This window comes from Vibrio sp. 1S139, assembly GCF_041439475.1.
GTDB lineage: Bacteria > Pseudomonadota > Gammaproteobacteria > Enterobacterales > Vibrionaceae > Vibrio > Vibrio crassostreae_C.
On the sequence record NZ_JBGOOD010000022.1, the window covers coordinates 38,074 to 54,396 of the forward strand.

At 44.5% G+C, this 16,323-nt stretch carries 15 protein-coding genes; 7 read left to right on the top strand and 8 right to left on the bottom strand.

Going from position 1 to position 16,323, the window contains the following annotated elements; all coding sequences use genetic code 11:
• Window positions 1-43 precede the first annotated feature (43 nt).
• Window positions 44-394 (bottom strand): VOC family protein, encoded by a 351-nt coding sequence (locus tag ACED46_RS09640; protein ID WP_017071128.1) that lies wholly within the window; start codon window positions 392-394, stop codon window positions 44-46.
• Between the two features lie 87 nt (window positions 395-481).
• Window positions 482-2,557: a DNA helicase IV gene (gene helD / locus ACED46_RS09645; RefSeq protein WP_102332912.1), complete on the bottom strand. Its 2,076-nt coding sequence runs from the start codon at window positions 2,555-2,557 to the stop codon at window positions 482-484.
• A 177-nt stretch (window positions 2,558-2,734) separates the two neighbouring features.
• Here helD and yccS point away from each other — a divergent pair, with 177 nt between their 5' ends.
• The 5 genes from yccS to ACED46_RS09670 all read left to right on the top strand — a co-directional run bounded on the left by yccS (window position 2,735) and on the right by ACED46_RS09670 (window position 8,289).
• Window positions 2,735-4,918 carry a YccS family putative transporter gene (yccS, locus tag ACED46_RS09650; protein ID WP_017060891.1) on the top strand — a complete coding sequence of 728 codons (2,184 nt, stop codon included), beginning with the start codon at window positions 2,735-2,737 and terminating at the stop codon, window positions 4,916-4,918.
• Between the two features lie 332 nt (window positions 4,919-5,250).
• Window positions 5,251-5,436, top strand: a complete 186-nt coding sequence (locus ACED46_RS09655) for a hypothetical protein (RefSeq protein ID WP_017064780.1) — start codon at window positions 5,251-5,253, stop codon at window positions 5,434-5,436.
• Between the two features lie 121 nt (window positions 5,437-5,557).
• Window positions 5,558-5,878: a hypothetical protein gene (locus tag ACED46_RS09660; protein ID WP_017060893.1), complete on the top strand. Its 321-nt coding sequence runs from the start codon at window positions 5,558-5,560 to the stop codon at window positions 5,876-5,878.
• Between the two features lie 161 nt (window positions 5,879-6,039).
• Entirely contained in the window at window positions 6,040-7,302 is a 1,263-nt protein-coding gene (locus ACED46_RS09665) for a hydroxymethylglutaryl-CoA reductase (protein WP_048617136.1), read from the top strand.
• Between the two features lie 75 nt (window positions 7,303-7,377).
• On the top strand, window positions 7,378-8,289 hold the full coding sequence (locus ACED46_RS09670) for a LysR family transcriptional regulator (RefSeq protein WP_065584590.1): 912 nt from the start codon (window positions 7,378-7,380) through the stop codon (window positions 8,287-8,289).
• Between the two features lie 75 nt (window positions 8,290-8,364).
• Here the strand turns inward: ACED46_RS09670 and ACED46_RS09675 are convergent, their stop codons facing one another.
• From ACED46_RS09675 to ACED46_RS09685, 3 genes are all read right to left on the bottom strand, one after another.
• Window positions 8,365-9,279: a YjjW family glycine radical enzyme activase gene (locus ACED46_RS09675; protein WP_371721352.1), complete on the bottom strand. Its 915-nt coding sequence runs from the start codon at window positions 9,277-9,279 to the stop codon at window positions 8,365-8,367.
• A gap of 43 nt (window positions 9,280-9,322) precedes the next feature.
• The gene (locus ACED46_RS09680) at window positions 9,323-10,888 is read right to left on the bottom strand and encodes a YjjI family glycine radical enzyme (RefSeq protein ID WP_371721353.1); all 1,566 of its coding nucleotides are present in this window, start codon (window positions 10,886-10,888) and stop codon (window positions 9,323-9,325) included.
• 338 nt (window positions 10,889-11,226) lie between these two features.
• A complete protein-coding gene (locus ACED46_RS09685; RefSeq protein ID WP_017064785.1) occupies window positions 11,227-11,826 on the bottom strand; it encodes a class I SAM-dependent methyltransferase in 600 nt (199 codons plus the stop codon).
• A gap of 161 nt (window positions 11,827-11,987) precedes the next feature.
• Here ACED46_RS09685 and ACED46_RS09690 point away from each other — a divergent pair, with 161 nt between their 5' ends.
• Window positions 11,988-12,866, top strand: a complete 879-nt coding sequence (locus ACED46_RS09690) for a LysR family transcriptional regulator (protein ID WP_016797108.1) — start codon at window positions 11,988-11,990, stop codon at window positions 12,864-12,866.
• Between the two features lie 57 nt (window positions 12,867-12,923).
• Here the strand turns inward: ACED46_RS09690 and ACED46_RS09695 are convergent, their stop codons facing one another.
• Entirely contained in the window at window positions 12,924-13,274 is a 351-nt protein-coding gene (locus ACED46_RS09695) for a hypothetical protein (RefSeq protein WP_017060899.1), read from the bottom strand.
• A gap of 288 nt (window positions 13,275-13,562) precedes the next feature.
• On the opposite strand from ACED46_RS09695, the gene ACED46_RS09700 reads away from it, so the two are divergent.
• Window positions 13,563-14,459 carry a cation diffusion facilitator family transporter gene (locus ACED46_RS09700; RefSeq protein WP_017060900.1) on the top strand — a complete coding sequence of 299 codons (897 nt, stop codon included), beginning with the start codon at window positions 13,563-13,565 and terminating at the stop codon, window positions 14,457-14,459.
• A 47-nt stretch (window positions 14,460-14,506) separates the two neighbouring features.
• Here ACED46_RS09700 and yddG read toward each other — a convergent pair whose 3' ends face one another.
• Both yddG and yjjG read right to left on the bottom strand, forming a co-directional pair.
• Window positions 14,507-15,439, bottom strand: a complete 933-nt coding sequence (gene yddG, locus ACED46_RS09705) for an aromatic amino acid DMT transporter YddG (protein WP_371721354.1) — start codon at window positions 15,437-15,439, stop codon at window positions 14,507-14,509.
• Between the two features lie 173 nt (window positions 15,440-15,612).
• Window positions 15,613-16,287 carry a pyrimidine 5'-nucleotidase gene (yjjG, locus tag ACED46_RS09710; protein ID WP_017066573.1) on the bottom strand — a complete coding sequence of 225 codons (675 nt, stop codon included), beginning with the start codon at window positions 16,285-16,287 and terminating at the stop codon, window positions 15,613-15,615.
• Window positions 16,288-16,323: the final 36 nt, after the last annotated feature.

Below are 16,323 nucleotides of genomic sequence, written 5' to 3' on the forward strand. Positions count from 1 at the left end.
CAGACATTAAACAGTTCAATCATAAAACAGTGCGAGAGTCTCTCTATTTATCGCTCCACACTGCCATCTCGTTGCCACTTGGCTCTCTGAAATGGAAACGTCTGCCGCCGGGAAAGCTAAAGATCTCACGGTTTATCTGACCACCAGCATCAATTACATCGCGCTCGGTTTGCTCAAGATCTTGGCTATAAAAAACCATCAGCGCCGCGCCATTATCCGTATTCGACGCCAGATCCGCCAAATAGAAGCCGCCCATTAAGCCTTTGCCTTCAAACGCAGAATACTCAGGGCCATAGTCTTCAAAGCTCCAACCAAACACTTGACTGAAAAATGCCTTAGTTGCGGCGATGTCTTTCGCAGCAAATTCAATGTAGTTAATAGAACCGTGTTCCATAGCAAATTCCTTATGCTTTATGCGTCTGCCTTGTGATATTAAGGCAGGGATTGAAGATCTAATCTTAGACAATCAAGTCAAGTAACATCACTTTTTACGAACAACTGGGTAATCAGAACCATGCAGCTCCTGCACAAAGCCAGAGCCGTCGCCACTGTGCGTGATCCATACTTTCTCTTTTGCCCGCGTCATTGCTACATAGAATAAACGACGCTCTTCAGCATAAGGGAACGCGTCTGATGATTCAGTCAATGCGCCATCAATATGCAGCTGTTTCTTCTTGGTCGGGAACTGTCCTTCGTCAACACAAAGAATAATGACAAAGTCCGCCTCTTTACCTTTACTGCCGTGGCAAGTCATGAACTTGATATCAATGGAAGTGAAGATCTTCTTCCAGTCTTCCAACAACTCTGGCTTGTGGTAATGATTACGTCCAAGTAGCAGCACCAATTTATTGGTTTTGCCTTTGGATTGACGGTTCAGTTGATCAAGAATCTTCTCAACTTCTTTACTTGGCGCACTGTACACCGCCTTCTGCTTCTGTTGCTTGAAGCTGTTCAGTTCTTTCGGAATCTGAATTGGGTTTTCTTGTACAAAGCGATTAGCCACCGCACCTAACTGATTGTTAAAGCGGTAAGTCGTATCTAGGTGATGAATGGTCGAACTTTCAAAACGATCCTTAAAGCCCGTGGTCAAATCCACATCCGCACCTGCAAACTGGTAAATCGACTGCCAGTCATCGCCTACTGCAAAAATAGAGGCTTGATGCTCGGCTTTAGACTGATTACACAGTGCTTCAACCAAGGCAAGACGATCAGGTGAGATATCTTGGTATTCATCGATCATGATGAACTTCCAAGGTGAGATAAACTTGCCCTTCTCGACATACTGAGTCGCTCGGCTGATCATGATTGAGAAGTCGATATGATTCTGTTCTTTCAGCTCCTTTTGCCACGCGGTTACACATGGCCAACACAGTGAAAGCTCGCTGTTGAGGCGAGCATAGTCTCGGTGATCAATCAGCTGTTGCTGTACTTCTTTTTTGGTTAAACCCGACGCATTCAACTGTTCTAGCTGCTTTTCAAGCCAACCGATCAATTTGAGGTTTGAAACGTGGCTACCAAGCTCATCGTCACCGGTTAAATAAGCGATTGGCCATTTAGACAAATGCTTTTGCCAACGTTTAAAGTTGGTCGGTGTCATCCAGTGCTTCTTCAACCAATCAATGCACCATGCTTGGCGTTGGTTGTCATCGAGCGCTAAAGGAGAAATAACCACACGTTCGGGTTCAACTTGATTCAGTATCTTTAAACCCAACTGGTGGAAAGTGCTGACTTGCACCTTCTCTGCTGATAAACCAATTTTGCTGTCGAGACGTTGCTTCATCTCTTCTGCCGCTTCACGACCAAAAGCGAGCAATAGCAACTCTTCAGCTTGAGCTTGATGGCTTTGCAGTAAATACGCGACGCGAGCCGTTAGAACACTGGTTTTACCCGAGCCTGCACCCGCTAAAATAAGGTTGTGATCATCATTCATCAACACCGCATATTGCTGCGATAAGTTCAGTGGTGACGACTCACATTGCGCAAACAACACTTCCCAGTTTTTTCGCTCGGTCTCTAGCCATTGCTGGTTTCTTTCAGCTTGCTTGATTTCCGTTTCAGATAACCATGGCTGCATTCTTGCGATGCGGTTTGGCATGCGTTGTGCGGCCTCTTCTAGCGTCATTGTCATACTCTCTAAGCCTGAGTTGACCATATCAACCCAAGTGTTGACCTTAGAATGCGGTAGAAAGGCTGGTAATTGCTCAAGACGTGTTAATTCAGCTTCCCACTGAGGTACGTGTTCAGCCAATTGTTCACATTGAGTGTCGTGCCACTTCTGATAAGCACTAACTGACGCGCGTGCAAATTGACGGCATTGATCCCAAGGTAAGCCTTGTACTAACCAACTGCGCTGTGTTCCATCTTGTTGATTAGCAAAAAATTGTAGCGATCCCCAGAACAATCCGCGCTTTATCGCGATCTTGCCACTCCAAATAGTAAATGGGATACGCTCTTCACTGCCTACTGAAGATAACAGCAAGCGTGGACCATCAAGTTCAACCTGATGATATTCATTTTGAATAAAAAACTGTGCAGTCTTGTTAGCGCTTAGCTGCATTGGAGTGTGCTCTTAATTGGGAATATTGAATTTATATCATGATGCAATGAGAATTAATAATATCTCATATCTTATCGACGCTTTCATGACCACCTACGGGCAATTATGGATAAGTATCAAATTCTTGTGCTTGATTTCTGTTAGGATTATGGTTTTTAGTGTGTCAAGTGAGCGACTGTGGACTTTTCAGCCAAATTACGCCTCTATTGGGCGAATAAAACCATAAATTACAGCGTATTAATTCTCATCACTCTACTCGGCGTGGTGGTGCCTGCTTGGTATTATGGACAAAACACACTGATCACGCCTTTGATCTTAGGCGTTATTGCTGCGGCTCTTGCGGAAAGTGATGACAGCTTTACCGGGCGCTTGAAAGCACTCACGCTGACCTTTATCTGTTTCGCCGTTGCGGCTTTCTCTATTGAGCTTCTCTTCGATACGCCTTGGCTGTTCGCGATAGGGCTTTTTGTTTCAACCTTCTCTTTTATCATTCTCGGGGCAATTGGCCCTAAATACGCGAGTATCGCGTTTGGTTCTCTCTTGGTTGCCATCTATACCATGCTTGGTGCACACGAGAGCACCAACCTTTGGTTTCAACCGCTTCTACTGTTAACTGGCGCCGCTTGGTACTACTTCATGTCGATGATTTGGCAGATAGTGTGGCCAATGCAACCTGTGCAGCAAAACTTAGCCACGGTATTCGATCAAATCGGTAACTACATCGATTCAAAAGCGGAACTCTTCTACCCCGTTTCTGACTTGATTCCCCAGCCACACCGAATCATTGAAGCCAAACTCAACGCGAGTACCGTTAACGCACTCAACATGTGTAAAGCGACGCTGCTTAATCGCTCTAAGCGCGGACACATTGACGGCCCTAGTGACCGATTTCTTAACACCTACTTCATCGCACAAGATATTCATGAACGCGTCAGCTCTAGCCACTATCGCTATCAAGAGCTAGCAAAACACTTTGAGCGCTCTGACGTGTTGTTTAGATTTAAGTATCTACTGGAAGCGCAGGCCACTGCGTGTAAAGAAGTGGCGAGCTCGTTGAAAGTTGGCGCTGAATACCAGCATGGTGACAAGTCTGTATTGGCACTCGATGAGCTGATGTCTTCGCTCAATCATCTGCACCAACAGAATAATCCTAAATGGAAATCACTGCTGAACCAGTTGGATTACTTATTCAATAACCTAGCAACCGTTGAAAAACAGCTCTCGAATATCAGCAACCCAGATGCAGAGAAGATTGAAGAAGGTGTATTGGACGATACCAACCCTCATACTTTGACGGCAATGTGGCACAAGATCAAAGCTAACTTGCACACCGATTCTATGCTATTCCGCCACGCGATTCGCATGGCGATCACTTTGACGCTGGGCTACGGGATTATCCAGGGTTTTGATATCGAACGAGGTTATTGGATTCTACTGACGACACTGTTTGTGTGTCAGCCAAACTACAGTGCAACCCGTCAAAAACTGACGGCGCGTGTCATTGGCACGGTCGCAGGCTTATTGATCGGAGTACCGTTACTGACTTTCTTCCCGTCGCAAGAGAGCCAATTAGTGTTCATTGTGATCAGTGGCGTGATGTTCTTTGCGTTTCGAATCAATAACTACGGGTTTGCGACCGGCTTTATCACACTGCTTGTGCTCTTCTGCTTTAACCAATTAGGTGAAGGCTACGCGGTAGTATTGCCAAGGTTAGCGGATACCTTTATTGGTTGTGCTCTCGCCGTGCTTGCTGTCATTTATGTGTTGCCTGATTGGCAATCGAAGCGACTGCACAAAGTGATGGCGGATGCGCTCGATTCCAACAAGAACTATCTCGCTCAGATCATCGGCCAATACCGTGTCGGTAAGAAAGATAGCCTAAACTATCGTATCGCTCGTCGTAGCGCTCATAATAATGACGCAAACCTGACTGCCGCCATCAGTAGCATGTTGGTTGAACCGGGTAAGTACCGTACCTCTGAAGATGAGAGCTTCCGATTCTTAACACTCAATCATGCTCTGCTTAGCTATATCTCGGCTCTGGGTGCTCACAGAACGCGTATTGATGATGAAGCGACACACAAACTGGTGCTAGATGCGCACAGAGTAATCCACCAGCATCTCGACGCTCTAAATGATCAGCTCTATTCTCATAAAGAGCATTGTGAAGTGAAAAACGCTTATGACCCGGAGCTGGATAAACGTTTGAGTGAATGGCGAGAAGAAGATGAGAATTCTGTCAAAATGGTTCTACAACAGCTCCATTTGATCTATCGAATGCTTCCAGAACTGCATACCTTAGCGACCAAGTTTGCAGTTAAGGTTAAGATCGACAAGTCGTTTGAAACAGAAGCTTCTTGAGCAACAAACAAAATACCGTAAAAACAAAAAGATAACGCCAATTGCTTATCTTTTGATCATCACAAATATTTATACATTGCTTTACCCATACCCCTAATTGGGTAGAGAAATTACTTACCTACCCTTGTGCCACAAGGGTTGAAGGCGTTTTTACATTGTAGGAATTTTCTGACTTTGATTGACCAAGCCTTAACTTTTCCTAACATTTCTCGGACAAAAAACGACCACAGGAATTTATAGTTGTCTTAGTTTCAAGAAACTTCAAACATCATTTAAAATTCACTTAATCTTGTTTGATTTCCTGAATCAGTAGGCTATGCTCTAAAGAGCATATGAATTTGAACAAAGGTCACACTATGAATACACAGCAATTTGAAGCATTTAAGCAGCAAATACAGCTTCTTAGCCCACAACAATTAAAAGCACTTCAGGGTGAGATCGACGGCAACCTCGAAACAGAGAAGCCTTCTTTGCTTACTGATGAAGAGTTAAACGCGCTAAATGACCTGTTCAGTTAATAGACAGACATCACTATTTTAGCTTAAGTTCACATTTTTACCGTAAATTTCATCTGTTCATCATTGCGCTCAAAATATCGTCCGCCTAGACTCATTCCATACGTCAATAAAAGGTTCTGATATGTCGATATCTGGTATTCAATCTGGTTACGCCATTATTCAGCAATCCACCAACATGGCTGAAGAAGCCGCAATCGAGCTCAACCAAGCCTCCAAACACGCTCTAGAATCCGACGACACTTTCGAAGCTAGCGATCTCAGCTTTAATCAAATAGAGCCTGAACAAGCCATTTCCTTTAAAGACAAAGAACCTGAACCTGCTTCATCTTCAACCGATTCCCTGATTAAACTGACACAAAGCGCAAGTTATAACCGCGTTGGTGCAAGTGTGGTTGATCGTCAAAACGAAGCCATCGGTAGCCTTCTCGACATTCATATCTAAATTTCGCTCAAATACAGCCTATATTTCGCGAAACTTCGCTGCTTTTTGCTTCAACAACCACACAAACTGTAACTCATTATATCAGGCGCTTGTTTCTGGTTTATTACTCGGTAGAATCAGCGCAAACCAATTTGCTGCACAAACTTTACTTCATACTATTTATGCCAAAACTAAATCTGCATCGCCGTGACTATGTTTCTATTTTAGGAGGCGACATCTCCGCAGACGAATTAGAAAAAAAGCTTCAGCCTCATTTTGAAAAGCCAGTAAATAAGCTGACACCTAGCCCCTACCTGACAGAAAAGAATCTCACACGTCGTTGGACAGCGCTCGATAATGCAGATTCACAGCAAGAACTGCTCGACCCTCATACACAAAGCCAGATCCAAGCTTATGAGAAAAACATTGAGCACTTTATTGGCACAGTTAAAGTCCCTGTCGGTGTGTCTGGTCCACTAAGAGTTAATGGCCTATTTGCTACGGGCGATTACCTCGTACCACTCGCGACCACAGAAGCTGCGCTTGTCGCGTCTTACAATCGTGGTTCTAAGCTGATTACAGCTTGTGGTGGTGCCAGTGCTATGTTGCTCAATGAAGGTGTAACACGTACTCCTGGCTTTGCATTCCAAGGATTAGTTGAAGCCGGACAGTTTGTGGCTTGGGCTGTAACTCAGTATGACCAGTTCAAGATCTTGGCAGAATCAACAACATCACACGGCAAACTTACCGACATCAATATCAACATCGAAGGTAACCATGTTTACTTGGTGTTTGAATTTCTAACCGGAGACGCTTCTGGTCAGAATATGGTGACCATCGCGACCAACGCCGTGTTTGAGTACATCATCGAAAATACGCCAGTTAAGCCTGACCACGCTTTCCTTGATGGCAACTTGTCAGGCGATAAGAAAGCCAATACCCAAACCTTGCGCAGCGTTCGTGGCAAAAAGGTGACGGCAGAAGTGAATATCCCTGCTGAGCTTGTCGCTAAGTACCTACACACGACGCCTGAGAAGATGGTCCAGTTTGGTCAAATGACCACTGTCGGTGGCGCTTTGAGTGGTACTATCGGTATTAATGCCCATTATGCGAATGCACTGGCGGCACTTTACATCGCTTGTGGCCAAGACGCGGCCTGTGTCGCGGAGTCAGCGATTGGTATGACGCGTATGGAACTCAACAAGGAAGGCGGTTTATACGCTAGCGTGACACTGCCTAACTTAATGGTAGGGACTGTCGGTGGTGGTACCGGCTTGCCAAGTCAAAAAGCCTGTTTAGATTTACTTGGGCTGCATGGTAACGGTAAATCACAAGCCCTAGCTGAAGTTTGTGCTGCACTGTGTTTAGCGGGTGAACTATCGATTGTGGGCGCATTTTGCGCAGGCCACTTTTCAAGAGCGCACCATAAGCTAGCTCGTAAATAACCTTTATCCAATTTGGCTTGTTCGATTTTGTCGTTCATGCAAAATCACAAGCCAATCTGAATGCGTGAGTCATAAATGGATTACTTACACTTATCTAGGGTGAGCCTTAAGCACCTCACTGCGCTTCATATTATGCTGAACACCCACAGCGTCACTCAGACCTCAGAGCAACTCTGTGTCAGCCCTTCGAGTGTAAGCAAAACCCTGTCTCAGTTGCGTGACATCCTGAATGATGAGCTTTTCTATCGAGATGGTACCAAGCTTATCCCGACTCCCTTTGCTCTGAAGATAGCGCCCACTGTTCACGCAATTCTTTCAAGCATGAATGGACTGCTTCATCAAAAGAGTTTTACCCCTCAAGAGTACCAAGGCAGTTTTTCACTTTCGATGCGTGAAAGTACTTTCGAAGTATTTGCCTCAAAGATCAGTAAAATTACCACTGAGCTCGCGCCAAGCGCGAAGCTCAACATCTATTCGAAACAACAGCTCGGCTTCGATGCTTTACTCAGTGGCAAGGTCAATTTGATCTTGTTGCCTCATGATATATCTCAGCCGCCGACCGATAACAAAGAGCTGGTTTGGGAAACAATTCTTCCAGATGAAATGGTTTGTTTGATGGGCGCACACCACCCTCTCGCTCAGCAAGAACTGACGGTAGAAGGCTACTTAGATTACAAGCACATTGGGATTTTAGATAACGAACTGTCTCAGCCTTACTTTGAACAAAACTTGGTTCAATGCCACCAACCAAGAGAGATGGCAATATCGGTCGCGGACTTCGGCGCTGCGGCTGTGTTGTGTCACCACACACCTTTCCTGTTCACTTGCTCTAAACAGTGGGCTGAGCATGCTAAACAAGCTCAGGGCTTAGTGAGCAAGCCCTTGCCTTTTGATTACGGTAAGGTGGCGTACAGCTTGGTGTGGAATAAACCCAACATGAATGATCAAGCGATCAAATGGTTGTGTGACCTGTTTTTAGAAGCTTAATATTTTTAGAGACTTAATATCTTTAGAAAGTTAACGTTCTTAGAAGCCTGATTGACCGCCTAAGAAATCTAAAGACTAGGTATAAACCTCAGGAGTTTGCATCGGTCTTTGAACTATGGTGTAGAGCTTATCGTGAAAGCTCTGCATCTGTTTTTCGGTGCATTTCGGCCAATCTAACGCGTCGCCAATGACACCATGATGCTGAAACGCATTGAGTCGAATTCGAACATCACTTGGTAGAGTCTTCAAGTAACGCCCCACTTGTTCAATTTCGTCCTCAAGATCGCTTTTATTTGGGATATGTAGCAACCTAACTTCGTGCAGTTTTCCTTTATCTGCTAAGTAGTTAATGGTTTCAAACACCCTATGATTACCTCTACCCACTAACCATTGATGTGTTTCCGATTGCCATGATTTTAGGTCAATCATCGCGCCATCAAGATAAGGCAACACCTTGTCCCACCCTTGAAGTGACAGCGAACCATTACTATCAATAAAACACGTGAGATGCGCTAACTGTGGATCACGTTTAATCGCTTGAAACAGCTCTATGATAAACGGCAACTGCATGGTCGCTTCACCGCCAGAAACGGTAATGCCACTCAAGAAAAACTGATTATGCCTGACAAGCTCCAGAACCTCTGAGACCGTCATTGTGGTAATTTTCGGGCTCGACTTATGGTCGCAGATATCAATGCACTTATCGCAGTTGGTGCAAGCTGCTGGGTCCCACTTCACTTTGCCATCAACCATGCTTAAAGCACGGCTTGGACAGCCACTCACACAATCTCCGCAATGGTTACAGTGATTAATAGTGTGTGGGTTATGGCAGGTTATACAATCGAAATTGCACCCTTGTAGAAACAGCACTAGGCGATTTCCCGGTCCATCAACACAAGAAAAGGTCAGCACACGGCTGACCTTCGCTTGTTTTTCTGTCTTATTATTTTTAACCCTAGCCATTTGAGTTGTTAGATCAGAAGTTTTCATAATTCACATTGTTCGTATTCGAAACGCATAACACACGTTAAAGCTATTCGTATGTCGGCGACATCTCTAAACTCGCCACGCGTGGTTTACGCTCTAATATGCCCGTGTTCTTCGCAGCTTCGGCACCTAAAAAGGTGGTATTGGTGCGTGAGCCTTGCTCGTCATATTTGGCAATGTCAGATAGCTTAATCATGTAACCCGTGACACGAACCAAATCATTTGATGCAACGTTAGCCGTGAACTCTCGGTAACCCGCTTGAATCGCGCCTTTACACAGGTTAAACATCGCTTCAGGGTTAGATTTCACTGTTTCGTCGATGGTCAGAATGTCACTGATGCCCGAGGTGTAGAACTTATGGTGACCCGCGGTTGCACGAACGTAAGAGACAGGATCCGGTTCGGTACCATAAGGAATACGGACACCCGGCGTCACATCTTCATCTAAGCTAATACCGCCTTGAGCATGCAGCAGAGCTTTACCTTCTAATCCATATTTCACTTCAGAGCGTTCAACGATCTCAGCCAGCTTTTCAGAGATACGATGACCAAGCTGATTCGCCAGTTCATCGTGACCATAACGCCCTGCTTGACCTTCTTTCTCCAACAAGATGTTGACTGCTTCCGCCATGCCGTAAATACCAAACATTGGCGCAAAGCGATCCTCTTCGATCAAACCTTCTTTGGTCAGGAAGCCGTCAAAAAAATTAGACTCTTCATGCAAGAAGCGGCTACGAGCGTTCATCAATTCAACCATGATGCCACTGTAATTCGGCAATACTTGTTGTAAGAAATCAGCACTGTCCTCAGACTTCAACGCCACTTGCTTTAGGTTCATACGCACCAAGGTGTTTGAACCGCCCGCTAAAGGCAAAGAGTTATAGCAGCTCACAATACCAAAACGCTTGTCACCGTAAGCCTCGGCATGCGCTGGATAGTTTGCAATATGTGGTTTACTGCATTCACAGATGTTGCTCGCCGCATGACGAAGTAGATCATCAGGTGTCAAGGCTGGGTCGTACATAAAGGTTAAGTTTGGCGCGATCTGCTTCAATTCAGCGTCTACACGTAAAATCGTACGGCAGATAATGTTGTCTGTCGGGCCGATATTCACATGCATAAAGGCGTCTGGCAGTGTGCGATCCAACATGATCCAGAACAGCTTAATCTTTTGGTATACCTGCTCTTCTGTTAAGTCGCCCACGAAAGGCATCAACACATCATCCAACTGACCTAGGTAAACCGGAATTGAAGTGACAGACGGAACATGGTGGTAAAGGATGGTAAGCATGTTCAATGCTTCATCGAAGTTGGTTGCCGCGCTAAGCTCTAAATACTCTGAGCCTTGATGTAAGTATTTAGAATAATCTGGAAGTACATAGCGCGGCTTAAATGGGGCGTGCCCTTCAAACATGTCACACAGCACACCTTGTTGTAAGGCTTGCTCTACTTCTTTGCTTACCGGCATATACGGTAAGCTGGCTTCAGCTTCTAAGGCAAGATAGCTCGACTTCTGTTTTGGTGACAGGTTGGCATCTGAAATGATATTGCTAAAGCGTTGTTGTTGCTCTGAAAGTGGTGAAGAAGTAGATGACGCAGATTGGTGGCTCATGATTAAACCCTTAGTGTTGTTATGGGCTTATTTTATATCTCACCGTTATATTTCCACCAATGAAATGTATGCAAGACTACATTTCCAAAATGGAAATAAATAATTTGTAAATTAGCGGTGTTGAGTTTTCTATGAGCGAGATGAGAAACAGAGAAATAGAGAAATAGAGAAATAGAGAAACCAGAGTTAGTAGTGAAGAAATGAGAAAGCGCTAATTCGTTCTGTTTAAAACGATAGCGCCAAAAAGAGAAAACCCACATAACTGACGTTAGAGTCGTTAATGTGGGTTTAGTAGTTTAAATGAGCATTCTGAATGCTAGCTCAAGGCATACACACGATTACAGATCTGGAAGCGCTTGTTTACGTCCAACACCCATTAATACCTTTAACTCTCCTTGTGGAGTGTCAATCGAGAACGGTGTAGAGACTTCAACTACTGCAAAGCCCGCTGCACTCAATACATTTTCTGAGCGCTGTTGGCTTACACCGTAGTCTTCACTGTCGCTTTCCAAGTACCAATCCCAGTGTACAAACGTACCGTCGTTTTCAAGCAGCGTGTAAATCAGACTGACTGTGTCTTGTAGGTTCGGGATAAAACCACACACCGAAGAGGCTACCACTAGGTCAAACTGGTTTCTGAATGCTGGATGCTGCGCTGCAAGTCCGCGCGATAAAATATCAACTACCGGTTCAACGTTAGGTAACTCTTTCTTATCTAACTCTTCAATCATCCCTTCAGAGATATCAAGTGCGATGATCTCTTTTGCTAAAGGAGATATTTTCTGGCTGAGTAGTCCTGTACCACAACCAAAATCAAGGACACGGGTTCCGTTTAAATCAACGAGCTGTGTTAACTGGTCAAATACGGATTGTGCGAATACTGCGGTTGCGGGATCTTTATCCCAATCAACGGCGTATTCGTCCCATTGTTTCGCCATCATGGCCTCCATCTTTACTTCTTGTAGGTTCGGAACTTCCCCAGAGTAAACCAAATTAGTCAATTCGTCATAGAGTTATCATGCAAAGATGGACTATTTCTAAGATAGTCAGCACAATATTCAGATAATATGCACCAACCCCCGCTCAATATGGAAATGAAATGAACCTTTCTCAAGTCCAAGCCTTTTGTTCCGTTGCTGATTTAGGATCAGTTTCTGAAGCTGCACGCCAGTTAGAATGCAACCGAACCAAACTCAGCATGTCGATTAAAGCCTTGGAAAAAGAGTTAGATGTCGAGCTGTTCGTCCGCAGCGGAAACCACGTTGAGCTTTCAGAAGCGGGTAAAGCGATTTACAAAGATTGCGAAGGCATGTTGGTGACAGCCGCGCGTATTAAACAAACCTGCTTGCATGTTTCGGGCGAATTCAACGCAGAAATTTGGATAGCACGAGATGACTCCCTACCCGATGAAATGTGGCAGGACTTATCTCACGCCTTAAATAACAAGTACCCTTCTACCTCATTCAACTTCGTTCTCGCATCGAGCGGTGACTTAGCTAACCTAGTTGAAACTCAGCAAGTCGACTTCGCATTTGGTGTCGATTACGAACGCGTCGATGACCCAAGAATTATCTACAACCCGCTTGGTAAGATTCGAATGATGTCTGTATGTAAGAAAGGACATGATTTGAGTGCGATGCGACGAGTGTCTGATGAAGTACTGAGAAATTCGATGCAAGCAACCATGGTTTATCTTAATGAAAAGGATAATCCTGAGCTTGAGCCCTTCTCGCGTCGTTACATTGGCTTCTCTAGCTTCGACTTTATGTTGGATACGATTCTACGTGAAGAAGCATGGGGCGTAATGCCTGAGCCATTGATTCGCCATTTACTGCGTGAACAAGAGCTTGCCGTGATCAAACACACCTACGGTTTAACACAAGAAGACTACTGTATGTTTACCGCGGCTGGCATGGCAGAGCACCCAGGAATGAATTGGTTGGCCGACCAGCTTAGTGATTATTTGTTTGATTTCTAGCTCGCGCTTATTGCTTATCGTCGATAACAAAGGGAAAAACCACAAACAGCACTACTCCTAAAAGACCATCACGTGATCCACTAAATAGCGTCCGTCTTCTTCAACCAATACCATTTCAGCGACAAACTCACCTTTGGCGATGGTGTAAGCTTGTTTCCACACAAAGGCGATGGAGTCTGAACGTCTAAATAAAGCAACTTGCTCACGCTCAGCAAAAAAGCCATTACTGTGCTGATAATGGTGACACACCTTTTCTAAATATTCTGGCGTAACAATGTCTTTCATCCTTTGAGTAAAATCTCGACAGTGCTGTTCATGATCAACCTTAGTTGAACCATCCATCAGATTATCCATGATCGGGTTAGCAATCGCCCACAACTCATTATCACTGATATCGTCAAACTTCATATTGATTCACTCCTTGTCCATCGCAGTCGCAGTCAAATCTAGAAGACCAATAAGACCTTAGCGACTAATGTGTTTTATTAATCATAAACGATCCTATTTCAGTTGCACACCATCACCAAAAAACACTCAACGTCAACTTTATTGACACCACACCCTGTTCTTAAGTCACTGAATTTTATTGATTTATATGTTCGAATTAAATAAGACATATAAACATCATCAGATAAAGTTTGTAAAGTTAGCTCATTATTAGAACAATGAAGTTATCAAAAACATCTGGAAAATATTATGTGTGACAGGAAAAGCCAAAACGAAAATCGAGTACTATTGTTCTCAGCCCTTTTAGCATCAGGTTTCGCAATTGGCGGATTGGTGTTGGGTCTTCTCGTTGGCTCTCTGGTCATAGTATTTGACGGTGTCTATTCTCTTATCAGCTTACTGTTAACTTTATTGTCACTAGCTGCTTCAAAATACATTAACCGCCCTTCAGATAGAGAGTTCCCGTTCGGTCGAGCTATCATCGAGCCGATTGTGATTGCGATTAAAGCCGTTGTGATTCTGCTTGTGGTTGGTTATTCACTTTACTCTGCGATTGGTGCCCTAATGACGGGTGGTCGTGAAGTTGATGCTTCTATTGCAACTCTGTTTGGTATTTTCAACGTGTTGGGTTGTGGTTACGCTTGGTGGTACATCGCGAATAAGAGCAAACGTATTTCTTCAGGTCTGATTCAGGCTGAATCTAAGCAGTGGCAGATGGATACGCTACTGAGTGTAGCGGTAACAGCGGGTTTCGTAGCGGCTTGGTTAATTACTTTTTCTCCGCTTGCAGAATACGCAGTGTATGCCGACCCAATGATGATGTTGCTAATGTCTTTCTACTTCATCAAAGTGCCTTTCGACATGTTACGTGAGGCGATGCGCGAACTGCTTATGATGTCGGCAAACAAAGATATTTGTGATGCGGTAGATAAGAACGTTGTCGCGGTAGACAAAGAAGCGGAGCAAGATTTGGAGCTGATGGGTGTGACTAAGGTTGGTCCAGAATTACGAATCAATGTTGATATTCATACCAACGACCAACAAGCGATTGCGGTCGATGATATTGAACGTACGCGCCGCCAACTTAAGCGACGCTTATCGAAGATGCCTTATGAGCTTCAATTGAATCTCAATATCGCGAGTTAAGAGTCGAGAGTTAAGAACCAAGAGCTAACCAATCAACCTCTCGCTGACTAAGACTCTGATTGAACCTTTTTAGAAGCCGACGCAGTAACCGTCGGCTTTTTGTCTCTGGTTACCCACCAGCAAGCTAAAGAGCCAATCGTTACCATACAAACGCCCTGCCAAAACGTCATGCTCAATGACAAACCCAAAATAATAGAAGACAGTAAGGTCGCAAAAATAGGCGTGAAATACGACATGGTCGCCAAGAAGACCATATTGCCGCCAAGTATCGCTGTATTCCAAAGCGCGTAACCTGCGCCCATACACACGCCTGCCAACACTAAGTCAATCGCAGCACTGGTTGTCATCACCATGCCGGTTTCGTTACTCAATGCGTATTTGATCCACAAGGTGATTGCCGTTGCGATAAAGAACAACACAATCGCATTCTGCCCTTTCGCCACTTTCTGAGTGTAATTACAGTAAACCGCCCAAATAATCGCGCCGAAAAACGCCATTGAATAAGTTTTTGGGTTAGTAGCAACATTGGCAGCGATTTGTTCAACAGAAAGCCCCTGATCGCCGCTGATGCTCCAAGCGACGCCAAAGAAGGCCAAGAAGATACTTGGGTAAACCAACCAGTTAATTTTCTTGTCGCTCAGCAGCACCGCAAATAACACCGTCAGTGCTGGCCATAAGTAGTTGATGACAGCCATTTCCAAGGCTTGATGTCTATTGTTTGCCATTCCTAAAGCCAGAGCCAAGAAGATCTCATAACAAACGAACAAGGTGCCGCCAATCAGCAAATAAGACTTAGAAAAGCGTGACAGCTTTGGTAGACCCATAACACAGATCAACAACAGCGCACTCACCGTGTAAAGGCTGGCCGCACCACCGATTGGGCCCAGTTGTTCAGATACGCTTCGAGACAGCGCGATTAAGCAGCTCCAAAGTAGAATGGCAGCAATGCCGTAGCAGCTATGGCGATGAGATTTAAACACACCTCTTCCTTTTCTTTATTGTCATTGGGTAATCAAAGCGAGCTTAAAGCAAAGATAGGCTTAAACGCCACTATCGATAAGTTGCAGTAAGTAAAAATAAGTAGCCGAGCACATAACTGTACTCGGCTATCAATCATTCACTCAAAAATCTAAAAGCAATTAGCAATTAGCAATTATGCTAGTAAAAGAGCTTGCAGGTCAGCCAGAGACTTAACCTGATAATGAGGGTTAATTCCGGCTGGCGCTGCCTTTTCTTGGCTGTTTAACCAACACGTTTCGATGCCAAAATCGAGTCCACCTAGAATATCGGAATGTGGGTTATCCCCGACCATCAATATTCTTTGCTTAGATGGCAATCCAACCAGCTTATGCGCATATTCAAAAATCTCGGCATCCGGTTTGGCTACCCCAACTTCTTCAGAAATGATCACGTGCTCAAAGTAATCCGTCATTCCTGTGCGCTCTAAACGGATTGACTGCAGCTCTGTAAAACCGTTAGTGATGATGCCCATGTTCACCTTGCCTTTTAAAGACTCCACCAACTCTTGTGCACCTGGTAATAAAGAACAGATATCCGCCATTGCGGTCAAAAATGCACTGTTTAGTTCTGCTGTTGTTGTCTCTAACTTTGTTGCCCAGCTTTCAAAACGCGCGTGCTTCAGTTGAGCTGCCGTAATGCGGCCATCTTGATAATCTACCCAAAGTGGTAAATTAACCTCTTGGTAAACCGAATAATCCTGTTCACTAAAGTCCACACCAAAACGGGAGAACATCAGCTTCATTCCTTGAAAAGCATCAAAGTGGAACAAGGTTTCATCCGCATCAAAGAATATCCAATCGTACTTCATTTTCTGTCCTGTTATTCGCGTTGTTGAGCAGTGCTG

What these genes read in the sequence shown, in the direction of transcription:
- ACED46_RS09670 (WP_065584590.1), top strand. Translation starts at nt 7,378, where the DNA reads ATGGATTACTTACACTTATCTAGGGTGAGCCTTAAGCACCTCACTGCG.
- ACED46_RS09640 (WP_017071128.1), bottom strand. Translation starts at nt 394, where the DNA reads ATGGAACACGGTTCTATTAACTACATTGAATTTGCTGCGAAAGACATC.
- ACED46_RS09695 (WP_017060899.1), bottom strand. Translation starts at nt 13,274, where the DNA reads ATGAAGTTTGACGATATCAGTGATAATGAGTTGTGGGCGATTGCTAAC.
- ACED46_RS09660 (WP_017060893.1), top strand. Translation starts at nt 5,558, where the DNA reads ATGTCGATATCTGGTATTCAATCTGGTTACGCCATTATTCAGCAATCC.
- ACED46_RS09700 (WP_017060900.1), top strand. Translation starts at nt 13,563, where the DNA reads ATGTGTGACAGGAAAAGCCAAAACGAAAATCGAGTACTATTGTTCTCA.
- ACED46_RS09690 (WP_016797108.1), top strand. Translation starts at nt 11,988, where the DNA reads ATGAACCTTTCTCAAGTCCAAGCCTTTTGTTCCGTTGCTGATTTAGGA.
- ACED46_RS09685 (WP_017064785.1), bottom strand. Translation starts at nt 11,826, where the DNA reads ATGGCGAAACAATGGGACGAATACGCCGTTGATTGGGATAAAGATCCC.
- ACED46_RS09680 (WP_371721353.1), bottom strand. Translation starts at nt 10,888, where the DNA reads ATGAGCCACCAATCTGCGTCATCTACTTCTTCACCACTTTCAGAGCAA.
- ACED46_RS09675 (WP_371721352.1), bottom strand. Translation starts at nt 9,279, where the DNA reads ATGAAAACTTCTGATCTAACAACTCAAATGGCTAGGGTTAAAAATAAT.
- ACED46_RS09655 (WP_017064780.1), top strand. Translation starts at nt 5,251, where the DNA reads ATGAATTTGAACAAAGGTCACACTATGAATACACAGCAATTTGAAGCA.
- helD (WP_102332912.1), bottom strand. Translation starts at nt 2,557, where the DNA reads ATGCAGCTAAGCGCTAACAAGACTGCACAGTTTTTTATTCAAAATGAA.
- ACED46_RS09665 (WP_048617136.1), top strand. Translation starts at nt 6,040, where the DNA reads ATGCCAAAACTAAATCTGCATCGCCGTGACTATGTTTCTATTTTAGGA.
- yjjG (WP_017066573.1), bottom strand. Translation starts at nt 16,287, where the DNA reads ATGAAGTACGATTGGATATTCTTTGATGCGGATGAAACCTTGTTCCAC.